20 protein-coding genes and 3 pseudogenes are annotated in these 21,784 nt (G+C 68.2%); 16 read left to right on the top strand and 7 right to left on the bottom strand.

Features of this window, described 5'->3' with window-relative positions; genetic code table 11:
- The first annotated feature begins 5 nt into the window (after positions 1 to 5).
- The 3 genes from arfB to BN118_RS12665 all read left to right on the top strand — a co-directional run bounded on the left by arfB (position 6) and on the right by BN118_RS12665 (position 1,588).
- Entirely contained in the window at positions 6 to 422 is a 417-nt protein-coding gene (gene arfB / locus BN118_RS12675; protein WP_003810909.1) for an alternative ribosome rescue aminoacyl-tRNA hydrolase ArfB, read from the top strand.
- Positions 415 to 1,107: a DUF2238 domain-containing protein gene (locus BN118_RS12670; protein WP_010931060.1), complete on the top strand. Its 693-nt coding sequence runs from the start codon at positions 415 to 417 to the stop codon at positions 1,105 to 1,107. Before arfB ends, BN118_RS12670 begins: the two co-directional genes overlap by 8 nt.
- 106 nt (positions 1,108 to 1,213) lie before the next feature.
- Complete coding sequence (locus BN118_RS12665) at positions 1,214 to 1,588, top strand: MAPEG family protein (protein ID WP_010931059.1); 375 nt, start codon at positions 1,214 to 1,216, stop codon at positions 1,586 to 1,588.
- 76 nt (positions 1,589 to 1,664) lie between these two features.
- Here BN118_RS12665 and BN118_RS12660 read toward each other — a convergent pair whose 3' ends face one another.
- A complete protein-coding gene (locus BN118_RS12660; protein ID WP_014905911.1) occupies positions 1,665 to 2,474 on the bottom strand; it encodes an IclR family transcriptional regulator in 810 nt (269 codons plus the stop codon).
- 95 nt (positions 2,475 to 2,569) lie between these two features.
- Between BN118_RS12660 and BN118_RS12655 the strand changes: the two genes are divergently transcribed.
- Both BN118_RS12655 and BN118_RS12650 read left to right on the top strand, forming a co-directional pair.
- The gene (locus BN118_RS12655; RefSeq protein ID WP_010931057.1) at positions 2,570 to 3,514 is read left to right on the top strand and encodes a dihydrodipicolinate synthase family protein; all 945 of its coding nucleotides are present in this window, start codon (positions 2,570 to 2,572) and stop codon (positions 3,512 to 3,514) included.
- A gap of 38 nt (positions 3,515 to 3,552) precedes the next feature.
- Positions 3,553 to 4,524, top strand: coding sequence for a Bug family tripartite tricarboxylate transporter substrate binding protein (locus tag BN118_RS12650; RefSeq protein ID WP_003816577.1), 972 nt, complete (start codon positions 3,553 to 3,555; stop codon positions 4,522 to 4,524).
- 90 nt (positions 4,525 to 4,614) lie between these two features.
- Here BN118_RS12650 and BN118_RS12645 read toward each other — a convergent pair whose 3' ends face one another.
- On the bottom strand, positions 4,615 to 5,052 hold the full coding sequence (locus BN118_RS12645; protein WP_003810921.1) for a carboxypeptidase-like regulatory domain-containing protein: 438 nt from the start codon (positions 5,050 to 5,052) through the stop codon (positions 4,615 to 4,617).
- A 58-nt stretch (positions 5,053 to 5,110) separates the two neighbouring features.
- A complete protein-coding gene (locus tag BN118_RS12640; RefSeq protein WP_010931055.1) occupies positions 5,111 to 5,914 on the bottom strand; it encodes an NRDE family protein in 804 nt (267 codons plus the stop codon).
- 159 nt (positions 5,915 to 6,073) lie between these two features.
- Here BN118_RS12640 and BN118_RS12635 point away from each other — a divergent pair.
- From BN118_RS12635 to BN118_RS12615, 5 genes and pseudogenes are all read left to right on the top strand, one after another.
- Positions 6,074 to 6,746: pseudogene (locus tag BN118_RS12635) on the top strand (type 1 glutamine amidotransferase domain-containing protein).
- 249 nt (positions 6,747 to 6,995) lie between these two features.
- Positions 6,996 to 7,856, top strand: coding sequence for an amidohydrolase family protein (locus tag BN118_RS12630; protein ID WP_010931054.1), 861 nt, complete (start codon positions 6,996 to 6,998; stop codon positions 7,854 to 7,856).
- A gap of 32 nt (positions 7,857 to 7,888) precedes the next feature.
- The gene (locus BN118_RS12625) at positions 7,889 to 9,271 is read left to right on the top strand and encodes an FAD-dependent oxidoreductase (RefSeq protein ID WP_014905910.1); all 1,383 of its coding nucleotides are present in this window, start codon (positions 7,889 to 7,891) and stop codon (positions 9,269 to 9,271) included.
- A complete protein-coding gene (locus tag BN118_RS12620) occupies positions 9,268 to 10,287 on the top strand; it encodes a tripartite tricarboxylate transporter substrate binding protein (RefSeq protein ID WP_010931052.1) in 1,020 nt (339 codons plus the stop codon). Before BN118_RS12625 ends, BN118_RS12620 begins: the two co-directional genes overlap by 4 nt.
- A 372-nt stretch (positions 10,288 to 10,659) precedes the next feature.
- Positions 10,660 to 11,154: an SDR family oxidoreductase gene (locus BN118_RS12615; protein WP_019247407.1), complete on the top strand. Its 495-nt coding sequence runs from the start codon at positions 10,660 to 10,662 to the stop codon at positions 11,152 to 11,154.
- A gap of 7 nt (positions 11,155 to 11,161) precedes the next feature.
- Here the strand turns inward: BN118_RS12615 and BN118_RS12610 are convergent, their stop codons facing one another.
- From BN118_RS12610 to BN118_RS12600, 3 genes are all read right to left on the bottom strand, one after another.
- Complete coding sequence (locus BN118_RS12610) at positions 11,162 to 11,902, bottom strand: IclR family transcriptional regulator (RefSeq protein ID WP_010931051.1); 741 nt, start codon at positions 11,900 to 11,902, stop codon at positions 11,162 to 11,164.
- An 80-nt stretch (positions 11,903 to 11,982) separates the two neighbouring features.
- Positions 11,983 to 13,599, bottom strand: a complete 1,617-nt coding sequence (locus BN118_RS12605; RefSeq protein WP_014905909.1) for a glycerol-3-phosphate dehydrogenase/oxidase — start codon at positions 13,597 to 13,599, stop codon at positions 11,983 to 11,985.
- Between the two features lie 39 nt (positions 13,600 to 13,638).
- On the bottom strand, positions 13,639 to 14,427 hold the full coding sequence (locus tag BN118_RS12600) for a DeoR/GlpR family DNA-binding transcription regulator (RefSeq protein ID WP_010931049.1): 789 nt from the start codon (positions 14,425 to 14,427) through the stop codon (positions 13,639 to 13,641).
- Positions 14,428 to 14,552: 125 nt separating this feature from the next.
- On the opposite strand from BN118_RS12600, the pseudogene BN118_RS20550 reads away from it, so the two are divergent.
- The 6 genes and pseudogenes from BN118_RS20550 to BN118_RS12570 form a co-directional block, all read left to right on the top strand.
- A pseudogene (locus BN118_RS20550) lies at positions 14,553 to 15,623 on the top strand (ABC transporter ATP-binding protein); the annotation flags it as partial.
- 6 nt (positions 15,624 to 15,629) lie between these two features.
- Positions 15,630 to 16,718 carry an ABC transporter ATP-binding protein gene (locus BN118_RS20545; protein WP_014905908.1) on the top strand — a complete coding sequence of 363 codons (1,089 nt, stop codon included), beginning with the start codon at positions 15,630 to 15,632 and terminating at the stop codon, positions 16,716 to 16,718.
- A pseudogene (locus BN118_RS12585) lies at positions 16,715 to 17,606 on the top strand (carbohydrate ABC transporter permease). Before BN118_RS20545 ends, BN118_RS12585 begins: the two are co-directional and overlap by 4 nt.
- Positions 17,599 to 18,411, top strand: coding sequence for a carbohydrate ABC transporter permease (locus BN118_RS12580; RefSeq protein ID WP_010931047.1), 813 nt, complete (start codon positions 17,599 to 17,601; stop codon positions 18,409 to 18,411). Before BN118_RS12585 ends, BN118_RS12580 begins: the two are co-directional and overlap by 8 nt.
- Positions 18,412 to 18,423: 12 nt before the next feature.
- Positions 18,424 to 18,732, top strand: a complete 309-nt coding sequence (locus BN118_RS12575) for a DUF2160 domain-containing protein (RefSeq protein WP_004568502.1) — start codon at positions 18,424 to 18,426, stop codon at positions 18,730 to 18,732.
- A 117-nt stretch (positions 18,733 to 18,849) separates the two neighbouring features.
- Positions 18,850 to 20,580: an ABC transporter substrate-binding protein gene (locus tag BN118_RS12570; protein ID WP_014905907.1), complete on the top strand. Its 1,731-nt coding sequence runs from the start codon at positions 18,850 to 18,852 to the stop codon at positions 20,578 to 20,580.
- Position 20,581: 1 nt separating this feature from the next.
- Here BN118_RS12570 and BN118_RS12565 read toward each other — a convergent pair whose 3' ends face one another.
- Complete coding sequence (locus BN118_RS12565; protein WP_019249399.1) at positions 20,582 to 21,727, bottom strand: hypothetical protein; 1,146 nt, start codon at positions 21,725 to 21,727, stop codon at positions 20,582 to 20,584.
- Between the last annotated feature and the right edge of the window lie 57 nt (positions 21,728 to 21,784).

The following is a 21,784-nucleotide window of genomic DNA, read 5'->3' as shown; positions in this document are numbered from 1 at the left end:
GCCCTATGCTGCATGTATTGGGTTCCCTCTATCTGGACGAACGCGAGCTGGATTTCGACATGATCCGGGCGCAGGGCGCGGGCGGACAGAACGTCAACAAGGTGTCCAGCGCCATTCATCTGCGCTTCGATGTGCGTGCTTCGTCGCTGCCCGACAGCGTCAAGGAAACGGTGCTGGCATTGGCGGACCGGCGCATTTCCAGCGATGGCGTCATCGTCATCAAGGCGCAGACGCATCGCAGCCAGGAGAAGAATCGCGCCGATGCCGTCGAGCGTCTGCTGGCGCTGCTGCGCGAGGCCCTGCGGCCGGTGCGGCCGCGCCGCGCCACCCGGCCGACCCTGGGCTCGCAGCGCCGGCGCGTGCAGCGCAAGGTCCAGCACGGCGAAACCAAGCGCCTGCGCGGCAGGGTGCGCGATGACTGAAGCGCGCGCCGGGCTGTTTGCCCGCCGGCGCTATCTGCCGGCGCTGGCCGTGCTGTACGCGGCGCTGTGGCTGGCGCTGGCCATCGAGCCCCATGACCGCTCCGACTGGCTGCTCGAGAACGCCCTGGTGCTGGGGTTCGGCGTCGCGCTGTATGCGACGCGGCGCTGGTTCGTGTTCTCGCGCGTGTCCTACACCTTGATCTTCCTTTACCTGTGCCTGCACGCTGTGGGCGCGCACTACACCTATTCGCTGGTGCCCTACGATGCCTGGTGGCAACGCCTGACCGGCCACAGCCTGGACCAGCTGCTGGGCTGGGAGCGCAACCAGTTCGACCGGCTGGTGCACTTCTCGTATGGCCTGCTGCTGGCCTACCCGATCCGGGAGATCTTCCTGCGGGTGGTGGATGTGCGCGGCTTCTGGGGCTATCTGCTGCCGCTGGACGTGGCCTTGTCGACCTCGGCCCTGTACGAGCTGATCGAATGGGGCGCGGCCGAATTCTTCGGCGGCGAACTGGGCGTGGCGTACTTGGGCACGCAGGGCGACATCTGGGACGCGCAGAAGGACATGGCGCTGGCCGGGCTGGGGGCGCTGATCGCCATGCTCCTGACGGCGCTGTTCAATCGCGGCGCGCGGCGCGATCCGGCGCGCGATTGGGTCGACCGCATGAAGCCGGGGCATACGTAGCGGGACGCCGCCATTGACGCGCCACGGCCGGCGGCGGCAAGATCGGAGCCTTCGGGCTCCGGCCCTGGACCCACGAGGCGCGCGCATGGCGCCGCAAAGGACTTCCATGAACGCAACCGCAGCATTCCTGCTCGCGGCGGCCTTGTTGCCGCTGGTTCCCGCGATCGCGGCCAAGGCCGGCGGCCGCCGCTATGACAACAACGATCCGCGCCCCTGGCTGGCCGGCCAGGCAGGCTGGCGGGCGCGCGCTAATTCGGCCCAGGCCAATACCTTCGAGGCCTTGCCGTTTTTCTTTGCGGCGGTGCTCTACGCGCTGCATACCCAGGCGCCCGCCGCCACGCTGCATGTGCTGATGGGGGCCTGGCTGGTGGCGCGCCTGGTCTACGTGGCGCTGTACATCGGCGGCCGGGGCAATCTGCGTTCGCTGATATGGCTGGCCGCGCTGCTGGTCAACGTGGCGATACTGCTGGCCGGGTCTTGAGCGCGGCGCCTGCGGCATGGTGTGCCTGTCCCCGCTGGGACAGGCACACTGCACGGGCAGGCGCCGCGGCATCCGCTCAGCCGCCGTAGCCGGGCCGGCTCGACGGGCCCTGCAGTTTCCGGTGTATCTCATGCATTTCCGCGCGCAGCGCACGCGCGATGCCGGGCCATCTGTCGGCGGGCATTCTGTGGCTCACGGCGGACACGCTGAGCGATCCGATCGGTCGTCCGTCCTCGATGCAGATCGGCACGGCAACCGCCGTCACGCCCAGCGTCACCCAGTTGCCGCACACCGCGTAGCCGCGCTCGCGCGTTTCCTGCAGCAGCATGCGCATGATGTCGGTGCTCATGCGGTTGTACCGGTCCAGCTTGGATTCGCTGGCCTGGATGACGGTTTCCGCTTCTTCCTCGGGCAGGCAGTCCAGTATGGCCAGCCCCGCGGCGCCCACGCCCAGCGGGCGGCGGCTGCCGATGTCCAGCGTCAGCACGCGTATGGGCGACGCGCCCTCGCGCCGGTCGATGCACACGGCATCGAATCCGCTGCGCATGGTCAGGTAGCAGGTGTCCTGCGTTTCGGCCTGCAACCGGTCCAGCGAATCGCCGCACAGGCCCCGGATGTCGCAATGTTCGGCCGCCGCCAGGCCCAGCTCGAAGGTCAGCGTGCCCAGCCGGTATATCTTGGTCGCGGGATCCCACGCGACCATGCCCAGGCCGGTCAGGTGGCGCAGCAGCCGCAAGACGGTAGGGTGCGGCAGGCCGGTCATTCTCGATAGTTCACTAAGTGAAAATCCTCGCTTCATCGGCGCGGACAAGGCCTTCAGGATTTCGATCGATCTGCGCAGAGATTGCGCGGTATCGCGTGGGGCGGATGCGGGGATGTTTTTCATGTTTACTTAGTAGACAATTTAATTGAGGCTGCCTGGTGATTTTCCTATAGTCCGCCTGCGTTTTGTGTATTGTTTTCGGAAACTCAGGAGCATTCATGGCAGCAAGATTTCCCGGTTACGTACCCGCGGGCGTGATCCCCGCGGCGCTGATGCCGTTCAACGAAGACCTTTCCATCGACGAGAAGTCCCTGCGCGCGCATATCCGCGACCTGGCGTCGGTCCGCGGCATTTCCGCGCTGTGCGTCAACGGCGTCTCGCAGGAGATCCCGGGGCTCACGCTCGACGAGCAGCGCCGCGCATTGGACGTGATGGCCGACGAGGTCGGCGACCAGGTCCCGCTGATGCATGGCGTGTATGCGCACGGTCCGCTGGACGCCGCGCGGATCGCGCGGCAGGCCGAGGCCGGCGGCGCTTCCTGCCTGCTGGTGTTTCCGCCGGCCGTGTTCGTGCGCGGTGCGGCCATGTTGCCCGAGATGACGCTGGGCCACTACAAGGCCATCGCCGACGCCACCGACCTGCCGCTGATCGTTTTCCAGTACGAGACCTCGACCGGCATGGCGCATCCGCTGGACACCCTGGTCAAGCTGGCCGAGGCAGTGCCTTCGGTGATGGCCATCAAGGACCGCAGCAACAATCCCATCGAGCACGAGCGCAACATCCGCGTGCTGCAATCGCTGGCGCGCCCGGTCAACGTGCTGACGACGCACAGCGCATGGCTCATGCCCTCGCTGGTGCTGGGCTGCAACGGCATCCTGTCGGGCTCCGGCAGCGTGCACGCGGACTTGCATGTCGCGCTCTGGGAGGCGGTGCAGGCCAACGACCTGGCGGCTGCGCGCGCCATCAACGACCAGATCTATCCCATGGCCAGCTGCTTCTACAGCGCGCCGACGCTCGACATGCACACGCGCATGAAAGAGGCCCTGGTCATGCTGGGCCGCCTGCCCAGCGGCCGCGTACGCCTGCCGTGGGTCGACCTGAGCGACGCGGAGCGCGCGCGCGTGCGGGCCGCGCTGGTCCAGGCGGGCAGGCTGCCGGCCTGAGCGGCGGCCGATCCACGAAACCATACAAGGAGAAAAGGGTGAGAGTGATGCAGAAAGGCCTGATGGCCGCGCTGCTGCTGGGCAGCGCCTTCGCGAGCGCGGCAGCGGCGGATTCGTTTCCGCAACGGCCCGTGACCATCGTGGTGCCGTTCACGCCGGGCGGCGCCGTCGACATCGTTGCCCGCACGGTGGCGGCGGGCTTGTCCGAGCAGTGGTCGCAATCGGTCGTGGTCGAGAACAAGGCCGGCGCCGGCGGCGCCATCGGCATCCAGTCGGTGGCCCGCGCCAAGCCCGACGGGTACACGCTGCTGCTGGGCTCGGTCGGGCCGGTCACGGTCAACCCCAGCCTGGGGCCGGTCGGCTACGACGTGGCCAAGGAGCTGGCGCCGGTGGTGCTGCTGGCGAAGACGCCGGCGGTCCTGGTGACGCTGCCCTCGGCGCCCGTCGACGATGTCGCGCAATTCGTGAAGCAGGCCAAGGCGCAGCCGGGCGGCCTGAACTATGGCTCGGCGGGAACCGGCAACATCACCCACCTGGTCAGCGAGTACTTCCTGAGCAGCGCCGGGCTGGCCGCCAACCACATCCCCTACAAGGGCAGCGCGCCGGCCATTACGGACATGCTGGGCGGCCGGCTCGACTTCATGTTCGATGTCGTGCCTACCGCCCAGCCGCTGATCAAGTCGGGCAAGTACAAGGCGCTGGCCGTCACCACCATCAAGCGCTCCGATGTGCTGCCGGACGTTCCCACCCTGGACGAGCTGGGATACAAGGGGTTCGACGTCAGTTCCTGGTTCTCGCTGATGGCTCCGGCCGGCACGCCGGACGCGGTCATCGGCCAGATCAATGCGGCCGTCAACGAGGTGCTGCGCTCGGATGCGTCGCGCGAACGCCTGGCTGCCATCGGCGCCTACAGCGCCGGTGGCACGCCCGAGCAACTGGGTGAGTTCGTGCGGTCCGAAACCGCACGCTGGAAAAAGCTGATCGACGAGCGCGGGATCCGCGCGAATTGACGGCCGCGGCCTCGTGCCGGGGCCGTGGGCGCCTGTCCCAACCAGGGGGCTGGCGCCCGTGGCCCGCCGCGCTTCAGCGCCGGTACGGCCTCAGTCTTTCCATTCGAACACCGCGCGTGCGGTGCTGCCCGGACGCACGCTGACCTGGCGGGTCTGTTCGACGCCGCCCGAGGTGGCCTTGACGCGGTAGGTGCCGGCCGGCAGCTTGGCCAGCAGGTAGGGGCCGTCGGCCTTCGCATCGAGCACGGGTTTGCCGGTCCGGTCGAGGATCTGCACCGCGACGTCGGCCAGGTACAGGCCGGCGCGGCCATCGCCGCGCGCCGCGAAGGTCAGGGCCAGCGGATAGTCCTTGCTGGCGGCTTTCATGGCCTCGGACTCGTCCAGGCCGACGCCGCCGGTAACGAATTGGACACTGCCTTGTTGTTGCACCGCGGGCAGCGCGCCTTGCGCCTGCACGGCGCCGCCCAGCGCAATGCTGCCGGCGGCCAGCGCCGCCGCCATCCATGCGCGTTCATGACGTTTGTTCATGGAAAGTTCTCCTGTAAGGCGGGCGCGCGGGCCGGCCGCGCGCGCCAGTCGGAACTGCTTAGACACAGGAGGCGCGGTGAAGTTCGGCGTGCGCGGCGCGCCACGGGAAGTCCAGGTCGGTCTGCCCGGCGATGGCGCCGTCGGGACGGAAGCGCCGTTCGTGCAATTCGCCCCGGCCATCGTCATGCAGCGCCAGGATGCAGGCGCTGCGGGTGCCATAGTCGGGGCTGACGATGAAGGGGCTGCTGAGCAGCCGTTCGCGCTCCAGGGCGAGGCCGGTGGCCGGCAATTCGTGGTCGGCCGCGGGCGTGGGGTCGGCCAGCGCCGCGTACAGCGCGGCCAGGTCGGGTTGCGGCGCGGCGGCGATGATGCGTTCGAAGGCGGCCTTGGTGCGCGCCAGCTTGGGCCAGGGCGTATCGAGCAAATGGTTCGACAGGGCGTAGACGCCCGCGGCCAGGCGCCGCGGCGCGCCGTCGCGGTTGCTGCAGTACCAGGCGCCGCCGGCGTCGCCGACGATTAGGTTGAAGCCGTTGTAGCGCGCGCCACGGGCATGTACGTCGTGCAGGTATTCCTGCGCGCTGGCCGCGCCGCGCAGGAACGCTTCCACCAGGGCGCCGCGCGAGGGGGCGTCGGGCTGGATGTTGCGGGGATCGCGGAAATTGGTGACCACCGCATAGCGGCCATGGTCGCTGACGCCCATCCAGGTGCCGCCGGCCTGCAGGTCGCGGCCGGCGTATATGGAGGGGCTGCCGGGCCAGCGCGTGGCCTCGGCAGTGGGGCGGGCATGGAATTCGTCGCGGTTGGCGGCGATCAGTACCGGCAGGCCGGGAATGGCGTGCAGGGCCAGGACGGCAAGACACATGGCGGATTTCCGGGAAGCGAGCAGGCTCGATAGGGCGATGATACGCCGCAGGCGTAAGAATTCTTGTGTCTTTCCCATGGCGTCGCCGGCCGATGGTGTAATGGGCGGGTCATGGCCGGCCGCCCACGCCGCGGACCGCCTCTTCCCCAGGAGCGACGCATGAAAATACTGATGGTGCTGACTTCGCATGACCAGCTGGGCGACACCGGCCGCAAGACGGGGTTCTGGCTCGAGGAGTTCGCCGCGCCTTATTACGTATTCGTCGACGCCGGCGCCCGTGTCACGCTGGCCTCGCCGGCCGGCGGCCAGCCGCCGCTGGATCCCAAGAGCGACGAGCCCGACGCCCAGACCGAGGCGACCCGCCGCTTCGCGGCCGACACCCAGGCGCAGCAAGCGCTGGCGCACACGGCGAAGCTGGCCGATATGCGTGCGGCCGATTTCGACGCGCTGTTCTACCCGGGCGGACATGGCCCGCTGTGGGACCTGGCCGAAAGCGCGCATTCGACCGCATTGATCGAGACCTTCCTGGCCGGCGGCAAGCCGGTGGCGGCCGTGTGCCATGCGCCTGGCGTGCTGCGGCACGCCGCTGGTGGCCGGCCGGCAGGTGACCGGTTTCAGCAACACCGAGGAAGCGGTCGTGCAATTGACCGAGGTGGTGCCGTTCCTGGTGGAGGACGAATTGGTCGACCTGGGCGCGCGCTACAGCAAGGCCGAGGATTGGCACGCCTACGTGGTCAACGACGGACTGCTCATCACCGGCCAGAACCCGGCCTCGTCCGAGCGCGCCGCCCGCGCCATGCTGACAGCGCTGGACAACGGCCGCGGGGGCTGACGCCCCGACGTGGCGACACGCGCCCGCAAGGGGCGCGTGCGCTGCGCGCGCTTTCTTTTTCACTCGCCATGCGTTGACGCGTCATTTTTGCCGCCCTATAATTTGTCCAATAAATAGACGTTACGTCTAAATAATGGACAATCAAAGCGCGGCCCGGCCCGGCCAGGACCGGCCGCCATCCAGGGAGGGGCACATGGCGTCGAGTCATCGAACGGTGCGGCCGGGCAATCCGGCCGGGGAGAGCGTGCAATGATTGTCGATATGCGGTTGCGCCCGCCCATACCGGGCTTCGCGCGTTCCACGCTGTACCAGGCCGGCCCCAAGACCAGCCATCCCGACTTTCCGGTCGAGCCGTCTGTCGGGCAGTGCTCGCTGCCCCTGCTGATCTCCGAAATGGACGCGGCCGGCGTGGCGGTCGGCGTGGTTCCCGGCCGGTATTCGATGGAGCCCTTCGGCATCGTCTCCAACGACGAGCTGGCAACCCTGTTTGCCGATCATCCGGGCCGGTTCGTCGGCTTCATGGGCCTGGATCTGGGCTGGCCCATGCAGCGCATGCTCGACGAGATTGATGCCCGCGTGGGCACGCCGGGTTTTCGCGGCGTCGCGCTGGAGCCGACGATTTCCGCCGATGCCAGTTTCTGCGGCATGAACGACAAAAGGCTCTATCCCATTTACGAAGCATGCGTAAAGCATGGCGTGCCGGTCAGCGTGACGCTGTCCGCGGTGCTGCAGGCATTCACGAAGCGGCCTTATGAGCACAGCAACCCGGTGCAGGCCTATCAGGTGGCGATCGATTTCCCCGGCCTGGATATCGTGATCGCCCATGCGGCCTACCCCTGGGTGATGGAGATGATCGGCGTCTGCCTGACCTGTCCCAATGTCTGGCTGTCGCCCGACCTTTACCTGACGAACGTGTTTCCCGGCGCGCAGGAGTACGCCAAGGCGGCCGCGACGTATCTGCCTCGGCGTACGCTGTTCGGCACGGGTTATCCGGCCAAGCCCTTCAAGCCCATGATCGATGCCTATGCCGCCTGGGGGTGGCCGCAGGACGTCGTCGCGGCGATCCTGGGCGGCAACGCCGCGCGCCTGCTCCGGCTGGCAGACCAATGAGCACGCGAACCACTTGATCAAGGAGGCGGGAAATGAGTGCCCAGGAAGTGAAGGAAGTGGATGTCGTCGTCGTCGGAGGCGGGCTGGCCGGGCATAGTGCGGCGATCGAGGTGTCGAAGGCGGGAAAGAGCGTGGCGGTGCTGGAAAAAATGCCCGACATCGGCGGAAGCACCGTGCTGAGCGGCGGGTCGTTCGCCTTTGCCGGCACGCCGGAGCAGGCCGGGCAGGGCATCGACGACAGCCCCGAGCGGCTGCGGCGCGATCTGCTCGCCTGCGCGGCGCGCGAGCAGGCGCGCGAGCTCATCGACGTTTACGTAGCGCACCAGCTCGACGCCTATCGGCTGCTGCGCCACTTGGGGGTGGTGTTCGACCCGATCCAGTTTTCGTCCAACCAGTCCGTGCCCCGCAGCCATCCGACTTCGCCGGCGCGGGTCATGGCGTTAATGAACGAGCATTTGCGCCAGCAATACGGCGTCGCCGTGCAGACCTCGGCGCCGGTCTCGGCCCTGCACCGCGACCCGGCCAGCCGGCGCATCGTCGCGGTGACGGCGCGGCATGCGGACCGCGCCGTCGAATACCGCGCGCGGCAGGGCGTCATCCTGGCCAGCGGCGGCTTCTCGCAAAGCCCCGAGCTGATGTCGATGCTGGCGCCGCACCTGGAGAACGTGCTGCTGACAGGCGGGGCGGGCAACCAGGGCGACGGCTTGAAAATGGCCTGGGCGCACGGTGCGGCGATCGCCGACATCGATGCGCTGGTGCCCACGTTCGGGGCCTTGCAGGAGGCCGTGCCGAGCGAGCCCAACACGATTCTGCTTGCGTACTATCGCGGCGGAATCGTCGTCAACAGCACGGGCGAGCGCTTCGTCGACGAATCGAAATCGTACAAGGCGATAGGCAAGGCAAGCATGGACCAGGCCGGCGCGCGCGGCTTCCAGATCTTCGACCAGAAGGTGATGGACCTTTCCGTACGAGCGCCCAAGACGCTGGACTTCCAGCGGGCTTTCGACCTGGGGCGGGTGACGGCGGCGGACACCATCGTCGAGCTGGCCGAGCGGATCGGCATCGATCCGCAGGCGCTGGCGCGCACCGTGTCCGAATACAACGACGGGATACGCCAGCAGCGCGACAGCTTCGGCCGCAGGCATCTGTCCAACCAGGTCGGCGAGGCGTTCCCCCTCGAACATCCCCGTTACTACGCCTACGCCACGGTTCCCTATATGGCAACCACGTATGCCGGCATCAAGGTCGACCGACGGATGCGGGTGGTCGACGTATGGGGCAAGCCCATCGACGGCCTGTACGCCGCCGGCGAGATCATCGGCGGCGCCCACGGGCGTGGCTATATGACCGGCGCGTCGCTGGGCAAGGCCCTGATATTCGGCCGCGTGGCGGCATGGTCGGCGATATCGGGTTGAGCGGCGCCGCGCCGACGACCCGCGAGGAGACAGGAAAAATGAAGACATCCATGCATTTCGTGCGTACCTGGTGCAGCGCCCTCTGCGCACTCGTCGTCCTGGCTGGCGCTTCGCTGCCCGCCAGGGCGGACTACCCGACCCGCAACATCACGCTGATCGTGCCGTTTCCCGCCGGCGGCTCCGTGGACATGTTGGCCCGGCTGTTTGCCGCCCACGTCGGCGCGCCATTCAAGGACAAGGTGGTCGTCATCAACCGCCCCGGCGCCAGCGGCGTGGTCGGCGAGACGGCCATGGCGCGCGCCGAACCCGACGGCTACACCATCATGTTCCAGGGGGCGCCGGCCGCCATCAATGCGGAGATCTACAAGCAGCCGCTCTACGGCGCGAAGGACCTGCAACCCGTGGGACTGATCATGACCGCGCCCTTCGTGGTCGCGACCTATCCGGAAAGCGAAATCAAGACACTGGCCGATATCAAGACGGTGGCGGCCGGCATGCCCAATGGCCTGACGACCGCCGAGGCGGGGATATCGACCCGGCTGGTCGCGGAAATGTACCGCCTGATCACGAAGGACAAGCTGTACCTGGTGCCCTACAACGGCGGGCCGGCGGCAGCCATGTCGTTGGTGCGGCATGAGACCGGCCTGTACTTTTCCGACCTGACCTCGGTCACGTCGTATATCCTCTCGGGCCAGTTCCGTGCGCTGGCCGTGACTTCCGCCAAGCGCGTCAAGGACCATCCCACGATTCCGACCACCGCCGAAGCTGGCGTTCCCGAGTTCACGCCGCAGACGTGGTTCGGTGTGTTCACCCGCACGGGCACGCCGCCGGAGATCGTGCAGGCACTGAACCAGGCGGTCGACGGTTTTCTCAGGAATCCTGCGGTCATCCAGAAGATCGAACAGGTCGGCGGTACGCCCACGCACATGTCGGTTGCGCAGTTCGAGGACTACTACGGCCGCCAGCGCCTGTTGTGGCGGGATGTGATCAAGCGGGCCGAGATTCCGCTGCAATGATGGCCACGCCAGCGGGCATGGAGGACGAGGCTGGGCAGCGCGCGCGCCGCACCTATGTGGTCAGCGGCAGCGCGTCGGGCATCGGCGCGGCGACGCGGCGCGCGCTCGAGGCGGGGGGCGCGACGGTGATCGGGATCGATCTGCGCAATGCGGAAATCGAGATCGACCTGTCCGATGCCGGGCAGGTCGGCCTGGTCGGGGCGCGCCTGGCCGCGCAGGGCGTCTCGGTGGTCGATGGCGTGCTCACGTGCGCGGGCGTGAGCGGGAAAACCGGCAGCCCGGAAGCGATCGTGGCCGGTCAACTACTTCGGCACCACAGGCGTGCTCGAACAATTGCACCCGTTCCTGTGCCGTTCTGGTCACGGGCGCGCTGTGGCCCTGTCGTCCATCGCCATGCTGCGCCAGGCCCACGCCGGCCTTTATGCCGCGTGCCTGGATGGCCGTCGCGCCGACGCGCTGGATCTGGCCCGGGCCGGCGGCCTGCACCCGCGCACGGCGTACGAAACGACCAAGCGCGCTGTCTCGGTCTGGATACGGCATCAGGCCCTGCAGGACAGATGGGTCCGGCATGGCGTCCTGCTCAATGCCGTGGCGCCCGGGATAATCGATACGCCGCTGACGCGGCACATCGTGCAGGATCGCCAGGCGCTCGACATGGCGCTGGAGCGCGCGCCGCAGGCCCTGGGCGTGGGCAGGCCGGAGCACGTGGCCGCGCTGGCCGCGTTCCTGGCCGGTCCGGCCAATGGATTCATCACGGGGCAGACGATATTCGTCGACGGCGGCCATGAGGCGCAGGTCGGGGCCGGCCTGCCGGCGCTGTCGGCGCGGGCCCAGGCGGACTACGACGCCTTGGCCTCGCGCGCTTGAGCGCGCGTCAGCCGCCAATACGGCGCGACAGCTCGCGGGCGGCCTCGACCAGGACCGGCGCGTAGCCGTCCAGCTTTTTCAGCGTCACCCGGGTATCGGGGCCGGTGACCGAGATCGCGCCGAGCGCTTCGCCGCCCGGTGCGGTGATCGGCACGCCCAGCGAATTCACGCCCTCGCGCCATTCGGAGGTATTGATGGCGTAGCCCCGCTCGCGGGCGATGGCCAGTTCGGCGATGAGCGCCTCGCGCGTGGTGATGGTCTTGGCGGTGTAGCGTTCGAAGGTCTCGGGCAGGGCTTGCAGCTCGCCGTGCGAGCAGCGCGACAGGATGGCCTTGCCCGGCGCGGTGCAATGCACCGGCGCCCGCGCGCCCAGCAGCACGAACGTCCCGACGGGTTTTTCGGTCTGGATCTTGTCCAGGAAGCAGACTTCGAGCCGCTGGCGCACCGCCAGCAGGATGGTTTCGCCGGTATGCGCGGCGAGCGCCTGCATGGTGGGATAGGCCTGCTTGCGGATGTCGAAGCGCTGCACGACGACGTTGCCCAGCTCCCAGAGCCGCAAGGTGGGGCGGTACTTGGCCGAGTCGGCGATGGCCTCCACGTAGCCTGCATGCGCCAGGGTCTGCAGGGTGCGATGCACGTTGCTGCGCACCAGGCCCAACTCCTGGGCGAGTTCGCCGGCGGACCGGCTTTCGCCCGAGCGCACCAGCGCCTCGAGGACAGTCAGGCCTTTCAGCGTTGTCGTATCCATGCTTGCGTCCTACCTCGTACCGGGACCGGGCCCGCGCCCCAGCGCTGCAGGGCGCTGCGAAATCGTCGGGGCTAACTATATCAGGCCAGCCGGTAGTGCGCGGCCACGGCCTCGAACTCGGCCAGCGTGGCGCGGCTCCAGGCTTCGTCGTGGCCGAGTTCCTGCGCCAGGATGCGGGCCACTTCGGGCGCGGCCAGCAGGGCGGCCTCGGCGTCCAGGAACAGGGCGCGATTGCGGCGGGCCAGCACGTCCTCCACGGTGCGCGCGAGTTCGTGGCGGGCGGCATAGCGCACGTGCGCCTCGGTCAGGGCGCTGGCCTTGACCAGCATGCGGTCGGCGCCGGGCAGCGCGCGCAGCGTCGCCAGGTCGGTGCCGTAGTAGCTGTCGGGCGTGCCGTGGGGCGCGCCGTTGGGCTGCCCGTCGGCCGGCGCGCCATGCAGCGGCAGCTCGGACGTGCGGCATGGCGCCGCGGCCAGCAGCTTGTGCTCGATGGCGGTGTCGACCACATCCTGGGCCATCTTGCGGTAGGTGGTCCATTTGCCGCCGGTGACCGTGACCAGCCCGCCCTTGGAGACCACGATGGTGTGTTCGCGCGACAGCGACTTGGTCGAGGCTTCGCCGGTGGCCTTGACCAGCGGGCGCAGGCCGGCCCACACGCTGGTCACGTCGGCGCGGGTGGGCTTGCGGCTCAGGTAGCGCGCCGCGGTGGCAAGGATGAAGTCGATTTCGTTCTGGCCGGCCTGCGGATCGAGCGGCAGGTCGGTGCGCGGCGTGTCGGTGGTGCCGACGATGGTGTGGCCGTTCCAGGGCACCACGAACAGCACCCGGCCGTCGTCGGTCTTGGGTATGAGAATGGCGTCTTCGCCGGGCAGGAAGTCGCGCGGCAGCGTCAGGTGCACGCCCTGGCTGGGCGCCACCATGGTCTGCGCGGCGGGGTCGTCCATGCGGCGCACCGCGTCGACCCACACGCCGGTGGCGTTGACCACGCATTTGGCGCGCAGCGTCACGCGCAGCGTCACGCGCAGCTCGCCCAGCGCGTCGGCCACCGTCACGCCGTCGACGCGGCCGTCCGTGCGCGTCAGGCCGACCGCGCGCGCATAGTTCAGCGCCACGCCGCCCAGGTCGTACAGGGTGCGCATCAGGGCGATGGCCAGGCGCGCGTCGTCGAACTGGCCGTCGTAGTACAGGATGCCGCCGCGCAAGGCTCGTCCGTTGACGCGCTCGGCCACGGTGGCGGCGTGGCGCAGCGTTTCGCCGCGCGACAGCCAGCGGCTGGGCGCCAGGTTCAGCTTGCCGGCCAGCATGTCGTACATCTTCAGGCCGACGCCGTAGAACGGCTGGTCCAGCAGGCTGTAGGCCGGCACGACGAAGCCCAGCGGCCACACCAGGTGCGGCGCGTTGCGGTTGAGCAGGCCGCGTTCGTGCAGGGCCTCGCGCACCAGGCTGATATTGCCCTGCGCCAGGTAGCGCACGCCGCCGTGCACCAGCTTGGTGGCCTTGCTGGAGGTGCCCTTGGCGAAGTCGGCGGCCTCGACCAGCAGGGTGCGGTAGCCGCGCGCGGCGGCATCGACGGCGGTGCCCAGGCCGGTGGCGCCGCCGCCGATGACGATGACATCCCAATCGGGGGCGCCTTGCAGGTCGGTAAGCAGTTGCGCGCGCGCGGGCGGGTCGATGGGAGCGAGGGTAGGGGCGGTCATGGATTCTGTTCGGGGCGGGAAAAGGGGCTGGGCAGGCGCTCAGGCCGCGGCGGCGCCTGCCGACTGCGCGGCGACGTCGCAGCGCACGCCGGCGTCCTGCAGCACCTGGGCCAGCGGCTCTTGCGGCTGGGTGTCGGTGAAGAAGCGGTGGATGCGCGAGACGTGCACCAGCTCGACCATGGCCTGGCGCTGGAATTTGCTGCTATCGGCGGCCAGCCAGACCTCGCGCGATTGTTCGATGATGGCGCGCGCCACGCGCACCTCGCGAAAGTCGTAGTCGCGCAAGGTGCCGTCGGCCTCGATGCCGGATATGCCGATCAGGCCGATGTCGACCTTGAACTGGCGGATGAAGTCCAGCGTGGCCTCGCCGACGATGCCGCGGTCGCGCGAACGCACCACGCCGCCGGCTACGATGACTTCGCAATCCGGGTTGTCGGACAGGATGTCGGCCACGTGCAGGTTGTTGGTGATGACGCGCAGGCCGCGATGGCGCAGCAGGGCGCGCGCGATGGCCTCGGTGGTCGTGCCGATGTTGATCAGCAGCGAACAGCCGTCGGGCACCGCGCGGGCCACCGCCTCGGCGATGCGGCGCTTGCCCTCGGCGTGCAGCCCCTGGCGCTTGCGGTAGGCGATGTTCTCGATGGTCGACGACTCGATCCGCACGCCGCCATGAAAGCGCGACAGCATGCCGGCTTCGGAAAGCAGGTTGACGTCGCGCCGCACGGTCTGCAGGGTGACGTCGAAATGGCGCGCCAGCGCTTCGATGGTGGCCGAGCCCTGGGTGCGAACCAGTTCGACCAGGGCGCTTTGTCTGGGATTGAGGGTCATGTTCGCATCATAAAACAACAAAACCGAAAAATAATGACGCGGTGCAAGATTGTTTTTCTTTCGCTTGTTCGTTAAAACGCAAAGAAAGCAACGAAAGCAATCGTACCGCGTTTGCCGGAGGAGAGATGCAGCTGGTTCTGGACGGAATTCAACTGCGCGCGAGGTCACAGGTACACCTGTACCCGCTCAGCTTGCAGCCCGCGCCGGGCGCCATGACCGTGCTGCTGGGGGCGACCCTGGCCGGCAAGACCTCGGTGATGCGCATCATGGCCGGGCTGGACCGCCCCACCGAGGGCAAGGTGCTGGTCGACGGGGCCGATGTCACCGGCGTGCCGGTGCGCCAGCGCAACGTCGCCATGGTGTACCAGCAGTTCATCAACTACCCGTCGATGCGGGTGGCCGACAACATCGCCTCGCCGCTGCGCCTGCGCGGCGCCGCCGATATCCCGGCGCGCGTGCGGGCCATGGCCGAACGCCTGCATATCGAGCACCTGCTGGACCGCTATCCGTCCGAACTGTCCGGCGGCCAGCAGCAGCGCGTGGCGCTGGCGCGCGCGCTGGTCAAGGACGCGCCGCTGGTGCTGCTGGACGAACCGCTGGTCAACCTGGACTACAAGCTGCGCGAAGCCTTGCGCGAAGAGCTGGCCGGCCTGTTCGCCCAGGGGCGCTCGACCGTGGTCTATGCCACCACCGAGCCCGCCGAGGCCCTGCTGCTGGGCGGCCATACCGCGGTGCTCGACGCCGGCCGGCTGCTGCAATACGGTCCGACCGCCGAGGTCTTCCATCGCCCCAATTCCATCCGGGTGGCGCGGGCCTTCAGCGATCCCCCCATGAACCTGTTCCCGGCGCGGCGCGCCAACGGCGGTTTCATGCTGGCCTCGGGCGTGATGGTGCCGTGCGCGCTGCCGCCGCCGGAGACCGGCGACGATGCGCTGACGGCGGGACTGCGCGCCGGGGTGTTCCGCACCGAGGCGCGCGGCGCCGACGTGGCCTTGCCGGGCGTGGTGGAGCTGGCCGAGATTTCCGGATCGGATTCGTTCGTGCATGTGCGCACGCCCGCCGGTCCGGTCGTGGCGCAATTGACCGGCGTGCACCGCTATCCGCTGGATTCGCGCCTGACGCTGCATTTCGATCCGGCCGACAGCTACGCCTTCGGGCCGGACGGCGCGCTGCTGGCGGCGCCGCGCCGCGGGGGAGCGCTGATGGCCAGCATCGAGCTCGACCTGGAGTACGCCTATGGCCCCGATCCGCGCGGCGAGGACGACTACGCGCTGCTGCCGCTGCGCTTCACCTTCGAGGACGGCGGGGCCTACGCCTTGCTGGGGCCGTCGGGCTGCGGCAAGACCACCCTGCTCAATTGCGTGTCCGGCCTGCTGCGGCCTTCGCAGGGCCGGGTGCTGTTCGACGGCCAGGATGTGACCGGCCGCACGCCGCAGCAACGCAACATCGCCCAGGTCTTCCAGTTTCCGGTGGTCTACGACACGATGACGGTGGCCGACAACCTGGCCTTTCCGCTGCGCAACCGGGGCGTGCCGCAGGCGCATATCCGCGAGCGGGTCGGCCGCATCGCCGAAATGCTGGAGCTGTCGGCGGTGCTGGAGCGCCGCGCCAGCGGCCTGACGGCGGACGCCAAGCAGAAGATCTCGCTGGGGCGCGGCCTGGTGCGCAGCGATGTGTCGGCCATCCTGTTCGACGAGCCGCTGACGGTGATCGACCCGCACCTGAAGTGGGAGCTGCGGCGCAAGCTGAAGGAAATCCACCACGAGTTCAAGCTGACCCTGATCTATGTCACGCACGACCAGACCGAGGCCCTGACGTTCGCCGAGCGGGTGATGGTGATGTCGCGCGGACGCGCGGTGCAGGTGGGTACGCCCGACGACCTGTTCGAGCGTCCCGCGCATACGTTCGTGGGTCATTTCATCGGTTCGCCGGGCATGAATTTCCTGCCGGCCGAGTGGCGCGACGGCGCCCTGCGCATAGGTTCGCAACGCCTGGAGGGGCTGACGGCCGGCCAGGCCGAGGCGCTGGCGCAGGGCGGGCCGGTGAAGCTGGGCGTGCGGCCCGAGTACCTGCGCCTGGTCGCCCCGCACACGCCGGGCGCGCTGCCGGTGCGGGTGGCGCGGGTGCAGGACGTCGGCACCTATGCCTTGCTGGGCGCCGAGTTCGAATCGATCGCGCTGCGGGCGCGCCTGCCGCTGGATGCGGCGCTGCCCGGCGCCGGCGACACCGTCTGGCTGGCGGTGCTCAATCGCCATACCTGCTTTTACCGCGACGAGGAGCTGATCCGATGAAACCGATCGATCACCGGGCCTGGCTCCTGGTGCTGCCCGTGGTGCTGTGCGTGGCGTTCTCGGCCATCCTGCCGCTGATGACCATCGTCAACTATTCGGTGCAGGACATCATCGCGCCCGACCGGCGCGTCTTCGTGGGCACCGAATGGTTCGCCGCGGTATTGCAGGACGAAGAGCTGCATGGCGCGCTGTGGCGCCAGATCGGCTTTTCGCTGGCGGTGCTGTTGATCGAGATCCCGCTGGGCATCCTGCTGGCGCTGGCCATGCCGGCCAGCGGCTGGCGGGCTTCGGCCGTGCTGGTCGTCATCGCGCTGTCGCTGCTGATTCCCTGGAACGTGGTGGGCACCATCTGGCAGGTGTTCGGGCGCACCGACATCGGCCTGCTGGGCGCGGCCCTGGCGGCGCTGGGGCTGGACTACAACTACACCGGCGACGCGCTGGACGCGTGGCTGACCCGTCCTGGTCATGGACGTATGGCACTGGACGCCGCTGGTGGCGCTGCTGTGCTACGCCGGCCTGCGCGCGATTCCGGACGCCTACTACCAGGCCGCGCGCATCGACGGCGCGTCGGCCTTCGCGGTGTTCCGCTATATCCAGCTGCCCAAGCTGCGCGGCGTGCTGATGATCGCCGTGCTGCTGCGCTTCATGGACAGCTTCATGATCTACACCGAGCCTTTCGTGCTGACCGGCGGCGGGCCGGGCAACGCCACCACCTTCCTGTCGCAGTACCTGACCCAGAAGGCGGTGGGGCAGTTCGACCTGGGCCCGGCGGCGGCGTTTTCGATCGTCTACTTCCTAATCATCCTGCTGCTGTGCTTCGTGCTTTACAACTGGATGCAGCGCGCCGGCACCGCCGGCGGGCTGGACGAGGAGAGCCGCCATGGCTGAGCGCCGTTCTTCCTGGCGCGGGATCTTTCTCGCGCTGTACCTGCTGTTCGCCGTGCTGCCGCTGTACTGGATGGTCAACATGTCGTTCAAGACCAATACCGAGATCCTCGGCAGCCTGACGCTGTGGCCCAGCGACTTCACGGTCGAGCACTATCGCACCATCTTCACCGATCCGGCCTGGTATTCGGGCTACATCAATTCGCTGATCTACGTGCTGATCAACACGGTGATCTCGTTGGCGGTGGCGCTGCCGGCCGCCTATGCGTTCTCGCGGTATCGCTTCATCGGCGACAAGCACGTGTTCTTCTGGCTGCTGACCAACCGCATGACGCCGCCGGCGGTGTTCCTGCTGCCTTTCTTCCAGCTGTACACCTCGCTGGGGCTGATGGATACCCACCTGGCGGTGGCGCTGGCGCACCTGGTGTTCAACGTGCCGCTGGCGGTGTGGATCCTGGAGGGTTTCATGTCGGGCGTGCCGCGCGAGATCGACGAGACGGCCTATGTGGACGGCTACAGCTTCCCGCGTTTCTTCCTCACCATTTTCCTGCCGCTGATCAAGGCCGGGGTGGGGGTGGCGGCGTTCTTCTGCTTCATGTTCAGCTGGGTGGAGCTGCTGCTGGCGCGCACGCTGACCTCGATCAACGCCAAGCCCATCGTGGCCACCATGACGCGCACCGTGTCGGCCTCGGGCATGGACTGGGGCGTGCTGGCCGCCGCGGGCGTGCTGACCATCGTGCCGGGCGTCATCGTGATCTGGTTCGTGCGGCACTACATCGCGAAGGGCTTCGCGATGGGCCGGGTCTGAGGGGAGGGCGCCATGTTCGGCTGGATGGTATGGACGACGCCGGTGGCGGTGTTCTTCGCCTGCATCGCGCTGATGCTGGCGGGCATGACGATCTGGGAGCTGCGCTCGCCCACGCGCCTGCGCAAGGGGTTCCTGCCCATCGCCACCACGCGCGGCGACCGCCTGTTCATCGGCCTGATGATCGCGGCCTGGATCAATCTCGCCTACGTGGGGCTGGGCAGCAAGGCGATGGAGTGGTTCGCGCTGGACGAGCCGCCCACGGTCTGGATCGGTTTTGTGCTGTCGATGGTGGTGCTGGCGCTGGTGATGCGCAAAGGGTAGCGGCACGCATCCGCTGCCCCGGAAAATCGTTGGGGGTCTTACCAGGACAACGGCCCAGCCTTCCCCGGCCCGGCGTCCCGCAGCAAAGACAGGGGAGGCGCATCGAGGAGACAAGTCATGAAAATGCGCATGCATGCCATGGCGGCCGCCATCGCCCTGATCGGGACGCAGGCGGCCTGGGCTGGCGAGCCGGAGGCGAAGAAATGGGTGGACAGCGAGTTCCAGCCCTCGTCGCTGTCCAAGGACCAGCAGATGGCGGAAATGAAGTGGTTCATCGACGCGGCCGAGAAGCTGAAGGCCAAGGGAGTGAGCGAGATCAACGTGGTGTCCGAGACCATCACGACGCACGAGTACGAAGCCAAGACGCTGGCGCGCGCCTTCACCGAGATCACCGGCATCAAGGTCAACCACGACCTGATCCAGGAAGGCGACGTGGTCGAGAAGCTGCAGACGTCCATGCAGTCGGGCAAGTCCATCTACGACGGCTGGATCTCCGATTCGGACCTGATCGGCACGCACTACCGGTATGGCGCCATCCTGCCGCTGTCGGACTACATATCGGGCGCGGGCAAGGAGTACACCAATCCGGGGCTGGACCTGAAGGACTTCATCGGCACCAAGTTCACCACGGCGCCCGACGGCAAGCTGTACCAGTTGCCCGACCAGCAGTTCGCCAACGTCTATTGGTTCCGGGTCGACTGGTTCGCGCGCAAGGACCTGCAGGACAAGTTCAAGGCCAAGTACGGCTACGAACTCGGCGTGCCGACCAACTGGTCGGCCTACGAGGACATCGCCGAGTTCTTCTCCAACGACGTCAAGGAGCTCGATGGCAAGCGGGTCTATGGCCACATGGACTACGGCAAGAAGGATCCCTCGCTGGGGTGGCGCTTCACCGACGCCTGGCTGTCGATGGCCGGCGCGGCCGACAAGGGTCTGCCCAACGGCATGCCGGTCGACGAATGGGGCATCCGCGTGGCCGACGACAAGTGCACGCCGGTGGGCGCCTCGGTGGCGCGCGGCGGGGCCACCAACAGCCCGGCCGCGGTCTATGCGCTGACCAAGTACGTGGACTGGATGAAGAAGTACGCGCCGCAGCAGGCCACCGGCATGACCTTCTCCGAATCCGGCCCGGTGCCGGCGCAGGGGCAGATTGCCCAGCAGATCTTCTGGTACACCGCCTTTACCGCCGACATGACCAAGAAGGGGCTGCCGGTGGTCAACGAAGACGGTACGCCGAAGTGGCGCATGGCGCCGTCGCCCTATGGACCGTACTGGAAGGACGGCATGCAGAACGGTTACCAGGACGTCGGCTCGTGGACATTCTTCAAGTCCACCGACGCCAACCGCCTGGCCGGCGCGTGGCTCTACGCGCAGTTCGTGACGTCCAAGACGGTGTCGCTGAAGAAGTCCATCACCGGCCTGACCTTCATCCGCGACAGCGACATCAACAGCGAGTTCTTCACCAAGAACGCGGCCAACTACGGCGGCCTGGTCGAGTTCTACCGCAGCCCGGCGCGCGTGGCGTGGACGCCCACCGGCAACAACGTGCCCGACTATCCCAAGCTGGCGCAGCTGTGGTGGAAGAACGTGGCCACCGCGGTCACGGGCGAGAAGACGCCGCAGCAGGCCATGGACACGCTGGCCAACGAAATGGATCAGGTGCTGGCGCGGCTGGAGCGCGCCGGCATGGCGCAGTGCGCGCCCAAGCTGAACCCCAAGAGCGATCCGGCCAAGTGGCTGTCGGACCAGCACGCGCCATGGAAGAAGCTGGCCAACGAAAAGCCCCAGGGCCAGACCATCGCGTATGAAAAGCTGCTGCAGGCCTGGAGGGAGGGCAAGGTGCGCTGAGTCAGGCGGGCCGGGGGAAGTCGGGTAGCACGATGTCGGTATGCCCCGGCCCGACCCAGCGCGCGCATTCGCGCGTGGCATCGATGCAGCCGCCCTCGGCGTAGATGCCCTGCGGATCGCGGATGCGCACCATGCGTTCGAGCACGCGCGCGGTGGCCTGCGGGTCGGCCATGGTCGCGTGCACGCGCGCCTCGACGATGGATTCGTCGATGATCAGCTTGCCGGCCTCGTTGCGGCGCGCGCCGTGGCGCCAGTGGTAGATCTCCACGCATTTGCCGGCCAGCGTGTACGGCTGGTCGCGCTTCCAGAAATTGTTGAACAGCCCCGAGCCCAGGTAGAACACCCACGACCCTTCGTAGCCTTCGACGTTGGACGAATGCTCGTCCGGGTTGCGGAACCACAGGCGGTCGCCCGGCACGTAGTAGCGCGGCGGCAGCGGGTCCTGCAGCGAGCCGTATTCGCGCAGGAACGTGTCGTGGAACAGCCCGGACATCACTGCGCGGGTTTCCCACTGGCGTTGCAGGCGCGCGGCCAGTTCGGGGTTGCAGGCCTGCAGCTCCTGGGCGATCCCCAGCACGGTCACGTATTCGGTGGCGCGGTAACAGGAAAACGAATACAGCCGGCCCGACTCGTCGGGCTGGGTTGCCTTGCGCAGCGCCTCGACCAGCGGGCGGCCCGGCAGCACGGTGAAGCCGCGCTGCTCGTCGTAGACCCAGTCGTCCTGCGGCCGTTCGGCCTGCTCGGTGTCGAACGCCAGGGCGGTGCGTCGCGCCGCCTGCACGATGTGGCGGCGGATGCGCACCGCCGAGGCCAGCTCGGCGGCTTCAGGCAGGGGAAAGGCCACCGGGCTGGCGAGGATGGCGAGCAGGATCTCGCGCTCGAGGTCGCCGCTGTCGTGCTCGGGACGCAAGCCCAGCGAGGCGGCGATACCGGTCGTGTCGTGGCCGGGCGCATGGCGCGCCTGGAACGCGGGCGCCAGGGTCATCGACAGGGCCGCGGTTTCGCCGCGCCGGATGCAGGACAGCGTGACCGCGTCGGCCAGGCCCAGACCCTGGACATATTGCAACAGTGCTTGCTGGTTGGCGTCGGCCGCGGCGGCGGCGCATGCGATCAGAATGCCGCCCGGGACGGGCGCTGCGGTGGACATGGATAGGCTCCCTGAGCCGTCGTGGCGCCGGAGGGACCCGGCGCGGGAGGCAATCAT

Source organism: Bordetella pertussis 18323 (assembly GCF_000306945.1).
Taxonomy (GTDB): Bacteria; Pseudomonadota; Gammaproteobacteria; order Burkholderiales; family Burkholderiaceae_B; genus Bordetella; species Bordetella pertussis.
The sequence above is the reverse complement of the archived record's forward strand: the minus strand, read 5'-3'. Positions and strand labels throughout refer to the sequence as shown.

Excerpts from the sequence above, each read along its gene's own strand:
- arfB (WP_003810909.1), top strand. The coding sequence starts at position 6 with ATGCTGCATGTATTGGGTTCCCTCTATCTGGACGAACGCGAGCTGGAT.
- BN118_RS12670 (WP_010931060.1), top strand. The coding sequence starts at position 415 with ATGACTGAAGCGCGCGCCGGGCTGTTTGCCCGCCGGCGCTATCTGCCG.
- BN118_RS12665 (WP_010931059.1), top strand. The coding sequence starts at position 1,214 with ATGAACGCAACCGCAGCATTCCTGCTCGCGGCGGCCTTGTTGCCGCTG.
- BN118_RS12660 (WP_014905911.1), bottom strand. The coding sequence starts at position 2,474 with ATGAAAAACATCCCCGCATCCGCCCCACGCGATACCGCGCAATCTCTG.
- BN118_RS12655 (WP_010931057.1), top strand. The coding sequence starts at position 2,570 with ATGGCAGCAAGATTTCCCGGTTACGTACCCGCGGGCGTGATCCCCGCG.
- BN118_RS12645 (WP_003810921.1), bottom strand. The coding sequence starts at position 5,052 with ATGAACAAACGTCATGAACGCGCATGGATGGCGGCGGCGCTGGCCGCC.
- BN118_RS12640 (WP_010931055.1), bottom strand. The coding sequence starts at position 5,914 with ATGTGTCTTGCCGTCCTGGCCCTGCACGCCATTCCCGGCCTGCCGGTA.
- BN118_RS12630 (WP_010931054.1), top strand. The coding sequence starts at position 6,996 with ATGATTGTCGATATGCGGTTGCGCCCGCCCATACCGGGCTTCGCGCGT.
- BN118_RS12625 (WP_014905910.1), top strand. The coding sequence starts at position 7,889 with ATGAGTGCCCAGGAAGTGAAGGAAGTGGATGTCGTCGTCGTCGGAGGC.
- BN118_RS12610 (WP_010931051.1), bottom strand. The coding sequence starts at position 11,902 with ATGGATACGACAACGCTGAAAGGCCTGACTGTCCTCGAGGCGCTGGTG.
- BN118_RS12605 (WP_014905909.1), bottom strand. The coding sequence starts at position 13,599 with ATGACCGCCCCTACCCTCGCTCCCATCGACCCGCCCGCGCGCGCGCAA.
- BN118_RS12600 (WP_010931049.1), bottom strand. The coding sequence starts at position 14,427 with ATGACCCTCAATCCCAGACAAAGCGCCCTGGTCGAACTGGTTCGCACC.
- BN118_RS20545 (WP_014905908.1), top strand. The coding sequence starts at position 15,630 with ATGGCCAGCATCGAGCTCGACCTGGAGTACGCCTATGGCCCCGATCCG.
- BN118_RS12580 (WP_010931047.1), top strand. The coding sequence starts at position 17,599 with ATGGCTGAGCGCCGTTCTTCCTGGCGCGGGATCTTTCTCGCGCTGTAC.
- BN118_RS12575 (WP_004568502.1), top strand. The coding sequence starts at position 18,424 with ATGTTCGGCTGGATGGTATGGACGACGCCGGTGGCGGTGTTCTTCGCC.
- BN118_RS12570 (WP_014905907.1), top strand. The coding sequence starts at position 18,850 with ATGAAAATGCGCATGCATGCCATGGCGGCCGCCATCGCCCTGATCGGG.
- BN118_RS12565 (WP_019249399.1), bottom strand. The coding sequence starts at position 21,727 with ATGTCCACCGCAGCGCCCGTCCCGGGCGGCATTCTGATCGCATGCGCC.